The sequence below is a fragment of the Chromohalobacter sp. HP20-39 genome, from assembly GCF_033052815.1.
Lineage (GTDB): Bacteria > Pseudomonadota > Gammaproteobacteria > Pseudomonadales > Halomonadaceae > Chromohalobacter.
Genome location: NZ_JAWHTP010000003.1, coordinates 544,590 through 556,794, shown reverse-complemented (window position 1 = coordinate 556,794; position 12,205 = coordinate 544,590). Strand labels below are relative to the sequence as shown.

Sequence of the window (12,205 nt, the reverse complement as noted above, 5' to 3'; positions counted from 1 at the left end):
TCGACCTATGGGCACTGTTCTTACATCCTATCAGGCCTTAAAGTCCCACGCGGACAGCATGCGCCCATCGTCTCAGCCGATAGACGTCCTCTGGATGGAGCTCCCATGATCACTGCGTATATTACCCACCCCGATTGCATGCGGCATTTCATGGGGCCGAGCCATCCCGAGAGCCCCAAGCGACTGGAGGCCATATGCGCCCGCCTGGCCTTGAGTGGCGTGTTGACGCATACCATGCAATCCGAGGCGCAGCCAGTAAAAGCGCAGACGCTCGCCCTCGCGCATTGTCCGCAATATCTGGAGATGCTCGAGTCTCATGCCCCGCAGGAAGGCTTGAGCGAACTCGACGGCGAGACCCACATGAACCCGGACACGCTGGCCGCCGCAGGCGTCGCCGCGGGTGCGGTCGTGCGTGGCGTCGATCAGGTCTTTCGCCACCAGGCGGACAACGTCTTCTGTGCCGTACGCCCCCCAGGCCATCACGCCGAGCGCTGCTCGGCGATGGGCTTTTGCTTCTATAACAATGTCGCCATCGGGGTGGCCCACGCCCGCCAACGGTACGGCGTCGAGCGCATCGCCGTTCTGGATTTCGACGTCCACCAAGGCAACGGTACGGTCGATATCTTCAAGGACGACCCCGGCGTCCTGGTCTGCTCTAGCTTCCAATCGCCCTTCTACCCTTGGCGCTATCAGGAAGGCACATGGGCCAACATCATCAACACCCCTTTGTCAGCAGGGGCCGGTGGCAATGAATTTCGTCGCCGTGTGGAAACCCAGTGGTTCCCAGCGCTGCAAGCCTTCAAGCCACAGTTGATCATGCTCTCGGCAGGGTTCGATGCCCACCGCGACGACCCCATGGCCGAGCTCAACCTCGACGAGTCCGATTATTTCTGGATAACGCAACTCGCTCTGGATATCGCCCGTGTATACGCCGAAGGACGCCTGGTCTCGGTACTCGAGGGCGGTTACCACCTGGACGCTTTGGGTGCCAGTGTCGAGGCACATCTCAAGGCGCTGCTGGGCTTTCCTCTCGGCGACCCATGAGCGCCCCCGAACGACGCTCTGCTCCCCCCACGCCTATCGGGCTGTGGTATCCTAATGGAAACTTTATTTCCTATTGTGGAACCTCATGGCTACCCAAACCGATAGCGACGCCGCCCTGCGCATCGCCTCCGGACGCAAAGCGTTCGTCGAGCCGCTACGTCTGGGTGATCGCCTCAAGGAAATTCGCCTGTCCAACCACTGGACCTTGGAAGATGTCAGCCAACGTACCGGCTTGGCGCGTTCGACGCTGTCCAAGATCGAGAACGACCAGATATCTCCTACCTTTAGTGCCGTCCAGAAACTCATCGGCGGCCTCGGGATCGACCTGCCGCAACTGTTGACGCCGCCCAAACCGCAGTCGCACACACTCGGTCGCCGCGATCTAACGCGCGTCGGCGAAGGCCAACAGCACCCCACGCCGACCTATGAGCACGAGCTATTATCGTGGCAACTGGCACAGAAGCGGATGATCCCCTTCAAAACCATCGTTCGTGCCCGCAGCTTCGACGAATTCCAGGAGTGGGTACGTCATGACGGCGAGGAATTCCTGATGGTCCTCGACGGCGACATTCTGCTGTATACCGAATTCTACGAACCGCTACGCCTGGCCCATGGCGACAGCATCTACTTCGACAGCGACATGGGCCACGCCCTGGTGTCCGTCAGCGAATCAGACGCCGTGGTGCTCTCCGTATGCACACGCGGCGAGAACGCATGATACCTCTTGAATGACAGCGCCCGGCTCGAGGCCGGGCGCTTCTACTACTTCTTCATTCACGCTGGACATGTCGGGAGACATGCACCCATACCGATACCTTCAGTCGATATCCTTGACGGCACTGTCGCCGGAAAGCTCACGGGCCATCATGCGGTCACTATACGCCACGCCATAGCGCTTGCGCGCCCACAGGTACATCACCAGGCCGAGCAGCATCCACGCCCCGAAGACGACCCACTCGATCGGCAACAGTGCAGACGGACTGCCTGGCAGATAAAGACTCACCATGCCCAGCGACAACGCGACTGCAACGATGCCGACTAATTTGCCATAAGGCACCTTGAAGGGACGTGGCATATTGGCGTTCTTATAACGCATTACCACAAACGACAGCGCCACGAACAAATATGCGATGACGATGCCCAGCCCACCAGCATCGACCAACCAGACCAGCATCGGACGCCCGAAAAACGGCGCCAGGCAAGATACCGCACCGATCATGATGATCGCGTTGCTGGGGGTCTTGTAACGTGGATGAAGCTTGCCCAGAAACGCCGGCAGCATGCCCGCATGGGCCAGCGCATAGATGGCACGCGACCCCCCGATATAAAAGGCATTCCAGCTAGTGATGATGCCCGCAATGCCCGCCAGCACCATTAGCTTACCTGCCCAAGGCGCCGCGAATACGGCCTGCATGGCATCCGGTACCGCCAGATGTGAGGCACTCAGGGCTTGGGGATCGAGCATCAGCGACGTGCCGAGGATGATCAAGGCATACCAGAACACTGCCAGGATGACCGATATCATCAATACCTTGCCGATATCACGAAATGGCAGATTGATCTCCTCGGCCGCCTGCGGGATGACATCGAAGCCCACGAACATGAAAGGCACCATGATCATGACCATCATGATGCCGCCCACGAGGCCGTTATCGACATTGAATAGAGGCTCCATGTGGGCGGTCTCGCCGGTGAAGAGTGCCCCCGTGATGAACATCACGCCCACCACCAGAATCAGTACGGTGACCAGCTTCTGCACCAGTGCCGCCGTGCGAATGCCGATGTAGTTGATCGCCATCATGACTAGCGAACCGATGACGCCGACCGCTACCCAAGTGGCCTTGACGTCCCAGCCGGCAATCGTCCAGAGATCGCCGACGGCATAACCAGGAAACAAGTTCTCGAATACCGTAGGCAGTGCCACGGCCTCGAAGGACACCACGCTCATGTAACCCAGCACGATGGTCCAGGTGCAGAGAAACGAGGCGAAATGCCCCAAGGCGTGATAGCTGTATACGTGCTCGCCACCGACTTGAGGCATCGCCGAGGCCAGCTCGGCATACGTCAATCCCACCAATACGATGGCAATACCACCGATGACAAAGGCCAGGATGGCCCCTAGACTCCCTGCCGACTGGATCCAGTTGCCGGTCATGACGATCCAGCCCCAGCCGACCATGGCGCCGAACGCCAACGCGAGTACATCCTTGCGCGCCAGGACCCGCGTCAGTTCGCTTGCTTTATTGGAAGCGGTTGTTCGATTCATCGCGATACTCGTTTATGGAAAGCGGTATTGTTGAATGCACTTATCTTGCGTCCAGAAAGCGGCATTTGTTTCATATAATGCACGCCAGCCGAGGAAGATAATTGACCACGTGAATCGAGACAACCCGGGGTACGAGGCAATATCCGCTTTTTCCACGCCATGACGATAAGAATAATAGAGAGGCTAGGTATGCTGAACGTCGTCGCCCCGCCACAACAGTTTGCCGCATTCATCGAGTGTGTAACCGCCCAGTGACTGGACCAGGGTCAAGCCGGCGGCGCTGTGTAGATAATCGAACATCTGCTGCAGCAGCGACCGAAAATACACGTTGCGCGGCGTCACCAGGTCAAATGCCTCCTCGGTGATGGGGATGAAGCCCAGGCCGAATTCATTGGCCGCCGATAGCGTGCCCGGGCCGATATCGGCTTCGTGACGCGCGATGAGCGAGGCGACCTCACGCTCGCTATACGCGACGACCTGGGTATTGAGTTGATCGAGTCGCAACTGATGGCTCGCCAGCCACTCTTTGAGGAAGCGCTGCGACCCGGCTCCCTCCTGTCGGACGACCCAGCGCCGATTGGCACCAAAGAGACCCGAGGGGTCGTGCGGTTGGTGCCGATCCTCCGCACGGATGATCAACCCCTGACTGCGCCGGAACAGGCGCACCAGTACCCAATGACGATAACCGCTATGGCTTCTCACCAGGGCGGGATGGCGCAACTCGCTTTCTTCGGCGCGCCCCCAATGAATGGCGCATACATCGGCGCGCCCTTGCGAGAGCAGCGACAAGCCCAGTTGTGTTCCGGTCACGCTATAACCATAGAAAGCATGCCCCTGCTGCTGTTGATTGAGTCGCATGATCAGCGCCGAGAGCAACGGATCGTCGCTGCCGGTCACCATCAGCCGATCGGCCAACACGCCGTGGTGACAGGACTCCAGAATCCACTGCTCGACCAGGCGCCGAGGAAATAGCCATTTGCCGGTCACCTTGGTGGAGGGAATAGCGCCATCGCTGGCCAACTGATAGATCTTCTTCTCGTTGAGATGCAGCAGCTCGGCGACCTGATGCACGTTGAGAAACGGCGACGCGGAGGATGAATCGCTCATGAGGTGCCCTTGTGTCGAGACGCCGCCTTGTCCCCGGGGCGGGGCGCCGGCATGGCGTCCAGCACCAGGCGCGCGTGTTCGTCGACGACCTGGAAATGACGTCCCTTGGCACGCGCCACCAGCAGCACGCCGAAACGCTTCGCCAATTCCACGCCCTTCTGTGTCATGCCCGAGCGCGAGACCAGCACACTGATCCCCATCTGTGCGACCTTGAGCACCATTTCGGACGTCAACCGCCCCGTGGTGTAGAAAATATCCGCCGTGGCCAGCTCGGCGTCTTCCGACGTCCCTTCGCCTATGGCCGCCAGCCATTGGCGACCGGCAAGCGTATCCACCGCGTTATGACGTCCCACGTCTTCCACGAAGCCCAACACGCGATCCTGACGGCACAGCCCGCAACCGTGCACGGCACCGGCATTGCGATAGGTCTCGTTGAACTGCCCCAGATTGTCGAGCAGACGGTACAGCACCGCCTGGGATAGCGGCTCGCAGGGCAAGGGACGCAGGTCGGTGGCATCGAGCAAGCGCCCGAAGACCGTCCCCTGCCCACAGCCGGTGGTCACGGTTCGCTGAGCAAGGCGCGCATCGAGATCTTCTGGCAAGGCGCGCGTCACCACCGCAGCGGCCTCCACGTCCCAATCCACCTGCAGCGCCTCGACGTCCTCGGCGCGCACCAGAAGCCCCTGATTGCGCAGGTAGCCCAGCACCAGGGCTTCCGGCTCGGCCCCCAGCGTCATCAAGGTGACGATCTCCTGACGATTCAAGTACACCGTCAAGGCACGCTCGGCGGCGATCGCCTGTTGACGGCGCTGACCGTATTCGTCGGTCACCGCGATCTCGAGTGTTGTCGGCATCCGCGCCCGACTCAGCACTACATTGGACATGCTCACCTCCTTCTTGTGGCGACAGGATACCCAAAGCACGACATGCATGCCCAAGAGAAATGTACAGCGATGACGCATTTTCCAGGCCATCAGGCACGCGGCTTGCTATATGCTGCAGACACAGCGTGTCATATTTCATCTTACAGGGAGGCAACCACCATGGCGGCCGACGACAACCTGAAATATTTAAGCCTCGAGCTGGCGTTCCAGCGCCAGGAGGTCAAAGGCTTCACATCCCTGGCCTGGTACATTGCAGACACGGGATGCCATGAGCGCGGCCCCCACGTCCTGCCGCTGACGCTCTTTCTCACCGAACGTACCGCCTACCGTTTCAACTTGAACTCCCAACACCCTCGCTTATTCGTACGCTGCGAGGCGACCGACGACGGCCCTGCACCGCGCGAGCTGACCGCGAGCCAAGAAGTCGCGGCCAACTGGATGGATGGTGACACCCAGGTACTCGACACCCCCATGCCCTTGGCGATACAGGCTTGGATCGAGGCCTATCTCGCACGTCACGGCGAACGTGTCGAAGGTGGCCGCAAGAAGAAACGCGCAGGCGCCGGGCGCGCCAGTCAGGAGTGATGTCATGAGCTTCATGCAACGCTGGTCACAGCGCAAACGCGATCATGGCGATGAAGAAACGCCGTCGACGGCACCTGAACAAGCACAGGCGCCACCCTGGAGCGAAGGCGACGAAGCACCATCGCGCGCCGCCGCCTTGATCCCCGGTTACGACCCTCAGCGCCCACTGGATGAGCAACTCCCCGAACCGGAAAAGCTCGGCGCCGAGGACGATTTCCGAGCCTTCATGCTGCCCGGGGTCGGCGAACTCCTCAAACGCCGCGCCCTGCGCCGCATGTTCAAGGTTGGCAACTACAACGTGCGCGACGGGCTAGACGATTACGACGAGGATTATTCGCAATTGATGCGCATGATGCCCGAGGTCAGCGCCCGAATGCGCCAATGGCTACGCGAGGAACAAGAGCCCCAAGATTCGGAGCAGCATGATGATACGCAGACGCTGCAACCCGACATGGTCGCTGAAGAAGATAAAGACGCCACGTCTGAACCAGTGCAGACACACCAATCGACAGAGATAGATCAGTCGGAAGAAGAGGCGCCAAATGACCCATCTGGGCGCTCGGGTGCGTCAAGTTGACCCATAGGAAATACCAAGGCCGCCTGAATACTCCCGTATCTTGCCCGGCAAACCCTTCGTTTGCGACGAGAACGGGTATCTAACCTGCAGTCATAACATTATATAAAGCTCGGCAAAGACCGAGACGAGATGCCACACGATTGGCACGACAAAACTCAAAGCCCCGTGGCAAGACCGACAAGTTGATGAGGTGACATGCCCCAATTCATCGATACGCGCGCGCTAAATGGCGACGCTCGTAATGTAGCCGCCCGTGAGGCCGCCCTGCAGCAGGTGTCATGGCCGCAGAACCTAGCCCCACCCACCGTGAGCTACGTAAGCCACGGCCATGTCGCCATCGTAGGGCCGGCGGAAGACCTGCAACGTGCCGTTCAGGCACTCACGGACAGCGAACTCGCCAGCATCACACTGGTCACGACGCAATCCGCATTGCCCCACGACGCCGCACCGAATCTCACCAATGTGCGCAATATCGCCTGCGCCCATCCGCATCTAGAAGGCTATCTGGGCACGTTTCATCTGACCGCCCGTGACGGAGGCGAGTCTCTTTCACAGGCCAGCCTCGGGCGCGATCACTTCGATGCCGTTCTCGACCTCGGTACACCGGCGCTGTTGCAGTACGAATTGCCGCCGCCTGGGTACCACCGCGTCACACAAGCGACGCCCCTCGAGCAGGCCGTTCGGGATCTTCAAGCGTGCATCGGCGAGTTCGAAAAGCCGCGCTATTTTCAGATCGAAAGTGATTTATGCGCCCATGCCGGGCGTGGCCAAAGCGGCTGTACGCGCTGCCTCGATATTTGCCCCGCCGACGCCATCTCGAGCGTCAAGCAGGAAATCGTCATCGACCCGTTTCGTTGTCACGGCGCGGGCAGTTGCACCAGCGCGTGTCCCACCGGGGCCATTCGCTATGCCTTGCCCGCGCCGGAACGCCTCGACGATTACATCGCGCGCCTTATTGCCACCTATCACAGCGAAGGCGGCGATACCGCCGTGGTGCGTTTTCTCGATCAAGAGACACAAGCCAGCGAAACCACTGCGGCGGCGGGCCATGTACTCGATGTTCCGCTGGAGGAGCTCGGCGCTGCGGGGCTCGATCACTGGCTTGGCGCCCTTGCCCGCGGCGCTGCCGAAGTACGCATCGTCATGCATGGTGCTCTGCCGCCTTCCTTGGCGCAGCTGGTACACGATCAATATGCACAGGCCATTACCATGCTCGAATCGCTGGGCCACGATCCCCGGCGCCTGAGCCTGATCGATGCAGGCGATATCGCCATACGCGACGCACTGCCGATCGTGCCGCCCCTCGACGAACGGTTGGAGACGACGCGCCCACACGGTAAGCGCGAGGCCCTCAACACCATCCTCGACTTCCTCGCGGCACGTGGCACGCCCAGCGAAAAACGCGTGGCCATGCCCACAGGCGCACCATTCGGCACGCTGGATATCGATACCGACCACTGCACGTTGTGCATGGCCTGCGTCGCGGTATGCCCCACTCAGGCGCTAAGCAGTCCCGGCCAATCACCAGCACTGCAGTTTCAGGAAAGCGCCTGTGTCCAGTGCGGGCTGTGCGAAACCGCATGCCCCGAACAGGTCATTGCACTGCACCCCGGATTCATGGCCGCCCCGGAGACCCGCAACCACGTCGCGACGGTCAAGGAAGAAGCGCCGTTCGAATGCATCAGCTGCGGCAAGCCTTTTGCCACCGCCAGCACCATTGCCTCGATCAAGCAGAAACTCGCCGATCACCCCTATTTCGCCGGCGACGCCATCAAACGCCTAGAAATGTGCGAAGACTGCCGCGTCAAGGATATCTGGCACGACATGGCGCGTGACCCCAACGCTCAGCTCAAGGTATGACGATGACGACGCCCGAGCATAGCGATACCCATCACTCACCAGCGTCCCTGACGGCGGCGCTCGAGGAACGTAACGCCCTGCGCGCCGATGTCTATCTATTGCTGGCTCGCCTGGTGCGCGAGTCGCCCAACGCGGAGTTGCTCGACTTTCTCGCCACGCTCGAACCCGACGACGAGAACTCGGCACTCAAGCGACATTGGGCCTCGCTGTCACTGGCCGCACGCCACGGACACCCCGGAACGCTGCATGACGTGCATTTTGGCTTGCTCGTGGGCGTAATCCAGGGCCAGCTCGTGCCATATGCTTCCTGGTATTTGACCGGCTCACTGATGGAAATGCCGTTAGTGGCACTGCGCCATGACCTCAAGCATCTGGGCTTCGAGCGCGCCGCGCACGTCAAGGAGCCCGAAGATCATTTCTCGGCGATGTGCGAAGTCATGGCCATGCTCATCGAGTCGCAGGCCGAGGCACAGGCGGCTTTCTTCAAGCGCCATCTGAGCCCTTGGGCGCTACGTTTCATGCGTGACCTGGCCGAGGTCGACGACCCGTTCTATGCCAGCGTCGGCGCTCTGGGTGATGCTTTCCTCTCCCGCGAGGATAACCAGCTGCAAAGCGATCCCGACGCGCAAGTCGTCACGTTTTCGCCAACCCCCACTACGCTTAGCGAAGGGGACACCCACTCATGACCTGCACCAATGACGCTGCCTGACGGCGATATCACGGTGCTCAGTGACCACAGGAGTCGCCTCATGAAAGAGTCGAACAATAAAACGTCGAACAACCCCGCCCGGCGTCACTTCTTGCGCAACATCGGCCTGGGCACGATCGCTGCGGGTGCGGCCGTGACCGTCGGCCATGTCACTCTGGCGCAGGCACAGTCGGATGAAGGAACAGATGCTACCGATGCGGGCGAAACGACGTATCGCGAAACCGATCACGTCAAGGCGTTCTACGCCACCTTGCGCGACTAAACGGTCGAGAGAACCGGAACTGAGGACATAACCATGCGATTGACTCGAAAATCCTCCCAACCCACCCGTCAGGGTGGGCTGGGCATCAGCCGCCGGCAATTTCTGCAGCGCAGTGGCGTGGCGACGGGCGGCCTCGCCGCTGCCGGCTTCATGGGCCAGGGCATGATGCAGGCCGCCAACGCCAAGGAAAAAACGGCGTATTCCGATGCTCCCGTCGAAACCAAACGCACCATTTGCTCCCACTGCTCGGTGGGCTGCGGCGTCTACGCTGAGGTGCAAGAAGGGGTCTGGACCAAGCAGGAGCCCGCGTTCGACCACCCGATCAATCGGGGTGCGCATTGCGCCAAGGGCGCCTCGCTGCGCGAGCACGGCCATTCCACGCGCCGTTTGAAGTACCCGATGAAGCTGGTCAACGGCAAGTGGCAGCGTCTCGAGTGGGATCAGGCCATCGAGGAAATCGGAGACAAGGTACTGGCACTGCGTGAAAAGCACGGCCCGGACAGCGTCTACTGGCTCGGCTCGGCCAAGTTCAATAACGAACAAGCCTACCTGATGCGTAAGCTGGCCGCCTTGTGGGGGACCAACAACACCGATCACCAGGCACGTATCTGCCACTCCACCACCGTCGCCGGCGTCGCCAATACCTGGGGCTATGGCGCGATGACCAATTCGCTCAACGATATACAAAACAGCAAGTCGATTCTGTTCATCGGCTCAAACCCCAGTGAAGCGCACCCCGTTGCCATGCAGCACATTCTGCTGGCCAAAGAGCGCAACAACGCTCAGATCATCGTGGTCGATCCGCGCTTTACACGCACCGCCGCCAAGTCCGACAAGTATGTGCGTCTGCGCCCGGGCTCCGACGTCGCTTACATCTGGGGCCTGCTGTGGCATATCTTCGAAAACGGCTGGGAAGACACGCAGTTCATCGAACAGCGTGTCTATGGCATGGACAAGGTGCGTAGCGAAGTCGCCAACTTCCCGCCCGACGTGGTCGAATCGATCACCGGTGTCGGCGAGGCCGACATGTACGATGTCGCCAAGCGCCTCAGTGAAAATCGTCCGGGGTGCGTGGTGTGGTGCATGGGGGGTACCCAACACACTACCGGTAATAATAACACCCGCGCGTATTGCATCCTGGAGCTGGCATTGGGCAACCTCGGCGTCTCTGGTGGCGGCGCCAACATCTTCCGTGGCCATGACAACGTGCAAGGCGCCACCGATCTTGGCCTGATGTCACATTCCCTGCCCGGCTATTACGGTCTCAGTGAAGGGGCATGGAAGCACTGGAGCAAGATCTGGAACGTCGATTACGACTGGATCAAGAATCGCTTCGATCAGAGCGAGTACAACGGCTCCCTGCCCATGAACTCCAATGGGATTACCGTCTCGCGCTGGATCGATGGCGTACTCGAAGAAGACGCAGACATTGCCCAACGCTCAAGCCTGAAAGGCATGTTCTACTGGGGGCACGCGGTCAACTCGCAAACCCGTGGTCCGGAAATGAAAAAGGCCATGAGTCAGCTCGAGCTGATGGTCGTGGTCGACCCCTACCCCACCGTGGCCGCCGTAATGAACGACCGTACGGACGGGGTTTATCTACTGCCTGCTGCCACACAGTTCGAGACCACGGGGAGCGTAACCGCCACCAATCGCGCGCTGCAGTGGCGCGATCAGGTCATCGAACCGATGTTCGACTCCAAGCCCGACCATGAAATCATGTATCTCATGGCGCAGAAGCTTGGATTCGGCGATGAATTCACGCGTAACTTCGCCATCGAGAACGGCCGCCCCGTCATTGAGGACGTGCTGCGTGAAATCAATGCCGGTATGTGGACGGTCGGCTATACCGGTCAAAGTCCCGAGCGCCTCAAAGCCCACCAGAAGAACTGGCATACCTTCGATTTCCATTCCATGCAGGCGTTGGGTGGCCCCATCGACGGCGACTATTACGGCCTCCCCTGGCCTTGCTGGGGCACCGCCGAATTCGGTCACCCCGGTACGCCGCTACTTTACGACATGAGCAAGCCCGTCAAGGAGGGTGGTCTCACTTTCCGGGCGCGTTTCGGCGTCGAGCACGATGGCGTCAACCTGCTGGCCGACGGTGTGGCAAGCGTCGGCTCCGAGATTCAGGACGGTTACCCGGAATTCACCGCCGACATGCTCAAGCAACTGGGCTGGTGGGACGATCTCACCGCCGCAGAGAAACAAGCCGCCGACGGCAAGAACTGGAAAACCGACCTTTCGGGCGGCATTCAGCGTGTGGCCATCGAGCACGGTTGTGCGCCCTTCGGCAACGCCAAGGCGCGCTGTGAAGTATGGACCTTCCCGGATCCGATTCCCAAGCATCGTGAACCGCTTTACACCAGCCGGCGCGACCTGGTGGAAAAGTACCCGACCTGGGACGACGTGGCATCGCTGTATCGCTTGCCGACCCTGTATCGCTCGATTCAGGAAAACGACTTCAGCCAGGAGTTCCCGATCATCCTGACCTCGGGACGCCTGGTCGAGTACGAAGGCGGCGGCGAAGAAACCCGGTCCATGTCATGGCTCGCCGAACTGCAGCAGGAAATGTTCGTCGAGATCAATCCGGCACAGGCCAACGACCTGGGCATCAAGAACGACGACATGGTCTGGGTTCACGGACCCGAGGGCGGCAAGGTCAAGGTCAAGGCCATGGTGACGCCGCGCGTGGCACGCGACGTGGCGTTCATGCCCTTCCATTTCGGCGGCATCTTCCAAGGCGAAAGCCTGGCGGACAAGTACCCCGAAGGTGCACGGCCCTATGTGCTCGGCGAGGCCGCCAACACAGCGACTACTTACGGCTACGACATAGTGACACAGATGCAAGAAACCAAATGCACGCTATGCCGGATCGAGAAAGCCTCCGCCTGACCGACGACGCTTTAAA

General features: G+C 60.4%; 11 protein-coding genes. 8 read left to right on the top strand and 3 right to left on the bottom strand.

Going from position 1 to position 12,205, the window contains the following annotated elements; genetic code table 11:
- Nucleotides 1-105: 105 nt before the first annotated feature.
- Complete coding sequence (locus tag RVY79_RS09315) at nucleotides 106-1,044, top strand: histone deacetylase family protein (RefSeq protein ID WP_317463846.1); 939 nt, start codon at nucleotides 106-108, stop codon at nucleotides 1,042-1,044.
- Between the two features lie 85 nt (nucleotides 1,045-1,129).
- On the top strand, nucleotides 1,130-1,762 hold the full coding sequence (locus RVY79_RS09310) for an XRE family transcriptional regulator (protein WP_317463845.1): 633 nt from the start codon (nucleotides 1,130-1,132) through the stop codon (nucleotides 1,760-1,762).
- Nucleotides 1,763-1,861: 99 nt separating this feature from the next.
- Here the strand turns inward: RVY79_RS09310 and RVY79_RS09305 are convergent, their stop codons facing one another.
- From RVY79_RS09305 to RVY79_RS09295, 3 genes are all read right to left on the bottom strand, one after another.
- Nucleotides 1,862-3,310, bottom strand: a complete 1,449-nt coding sequence (locus tag RVY79_RS09305; protein ID WP_317463844.1) for an APC family permease — start codon at nucleotides 3,308-3,310, stop codon at nucleotides 1,862-1,864.
- 183 nt (nucleotides 3,311-3,493) lie between these two features.
- Complete coding sequence (locus RVY79_RS09300; RefSeq protein WP_317463843.1) at nucleotides 3,494-4,417, bottom strand: helix-turn-helix transcriptional regulator; 924 nt, start codon at nucleotides 4,415-4,417, stop codon at nucleotides 3,494-3,496.
- On the bottom strand, nucleotides 4,414-5,301 hold the full coding sequence (locus tag RVY79_RS09295) for a formate dehydrogenase accessory sulfurtransferase FdhD (RefSeq protein ID WP_317463842.1): 888 nt from the start codon (nucleotides 5,299-5,301) through the stop codon (nucleotides 4,414-4,416). The genes RVY79_RS09300 and RVY79_RS09295 overlap by 4 nt, the downstream gene beginning before the upstream one ends.
- A 159-nt stretch (nucleotides 5,302-5,460) precedes the next feature.
- Here RVY79_RS09295 and RVY79_RS09290 point away from each other — a divergent pair, with 159 nt between their 5' ends.
- The 6 genes from RVY79_RS09290 to RVY79_RS09265 all read left to right on the top strand — a co-directional run bounded on the left by RVY79_RS09290 (nucleotide 5,461) and on the right by RVY79_RS09265 (nucleotide 12,189).
- Nucleotides 5,461-5,886 (top strand): DUF3305 domain-containing protein, encoded by a 426-nt coding sequence (locus RVY79_RS09290; protein ID WP_317463841.1) that lies wholly within the window; start codon nucleotides 5,461-5,463, stop codon nucleotides 5,884-5,886.
- A 4-nt stretch (nucleotides 5,887-5,890) separates the two neighbouring features.
- Nucleotides 5,891-6,463 (top strand): DUF3306 domain-containing protein, encoded by a 573-nt coding sequence (locus RVY79_RS09285; RefSeq protein WP_317463840.1) that lies wholly within the window; start codon nucleotides 5,891-5,893, stop codon nucleotides 6,461-6,463.
- A gap of 195 nt (nucleotides 6,464-6,658) precedes the next feature.
- Nucleotides 6,659-8,323, top strand: a complete 1,665-nt coding sequence (locus tag RVY79_RS09280; protein WP_317463839.1) for a 4Fe-4S binding protein — start codon at nucleotides 6,659-6,661, stop codon at nucleotides 8,321-8,323.
- A 2-nt stretch (nucleotides 8,324-8,325) separates the two neighbouring features.
- Complete coding sequence (locus tag RVY79_RS09275) at nucleotides 8,326-9,009, top strand: molecular chaperone (protein ID WP_317463838.1); 684 nt, start codon at nucleotides 8,326-8,328, stop codon at nucleotides 9,007-9,009.
- Nucleotides 9,010-9,072: 63 nt separating this feature from the next.
- On the top strand, nucleotides 9,073-9,294 hold the full coding sequence (locus RVY79_RS09270; RefSeq protein WP_317463837.1) for a twin-arginine translocation pathway signal: 222 nt from the start codon (nucleotides 9,073-9,075) through the stop codon (nucleotides 9,292-9,294).
- A gap of 33 nt (nucleotides 9,295-9,327) precedes the next feature.
- Nucleotides 9,328-12,189, top strand: coding sequence for a formate dehydrogenase subunit alpha (locus RVY79_RS09265; protein WP_317463836.1), 2,862 nt, complete (start codon nucleotides 9,328-9,330; stop codon nucleotides 12,187-12,189).
- Nucleotides 12,190-12,205: the final 16 nt, after the last annotated feature.

Excerpts from the sequence above, each read along its gene's own strand:
- RVY79_RS09310 (WP_317463845.1), top strand. The coding sequence starts at position 1,130 with ATGGCTACCCAAACCGATAGCGACGCCGCCCTGCGCATCGCCTCCGGA.
- RVY79_RS09285 (WP_317463840.1), top strand. The coding sequence starts at position 5,891 with ATGAGCTTCATGCAACGCTGGTCACAGCGCAAACGCGATCATGGCGAT.
- RVY79_RS09280 (WP_317463839.1), top strand. The coding sequence starts at position 6,659 with ATGCCCCAATTCATCGATACGCGCGCGCTAAATGGCGACGCTCGTAAT.
- RVY79_RS09265 (WP_317463836.1), top strand. The coding sequence starts at position 9,328 with ATGCGATTGACTCGAAAATCCTCCCAACCCACCCGTCAGGGTGGGCTG.
- RVY79_RS09305 (WP_317463844.1), bottom strand. The coding sequence starts at position 3,310 with ATGAATCGAACAACCGCTTCCAATAAAGCAAGCGAACTGACGCGGGTC.
- RVY79_RS09300 (WP_317463843.1), bottom strand. The coding sequence starts at position 4,417 with ATGAGCGATTCATCCTCCGCGTCGCCGTTTCTCAACGTGCATCAGGTC.
- RVY79_RS09315 (WP_317463846.1), top strand. The coding sequence starts at position 106 with ATGATCACTGCGTATATTACCCACCCCGATTGCATGCGGCATTTCATG.
- RVY79_RS09290 (WP_317463841.1), top strand. The coding sequence starts at position 5,461 with ATGGCGGCCGACGACAACCTGAAATATTTAAGCCTCGAGCTGGCGTTC.
- RVY79_RS09275 (WP_317463838.1), top strand. The coding sequence starts at position 8,326 with ATGACGACGCCCGAGCATAGCGATACCCATCACTCACCAGCGTCCCTG.
- RVY79_RS09270 (WP_317463837.1), top strand. The coding sequence starts at position 9,073 with ATGAAAGAGTCGAACAATAAAACGTCGAACAACCCCGCCCGGCGTCAC.
- RVY79_RS09295 (WP_317463842.1), bottom strand. The coding sequence starts at position 5,301 with ATGTCCAATGTAGTGCTGAGTCGGGCGCGGATGCCGACAACACTCGAG.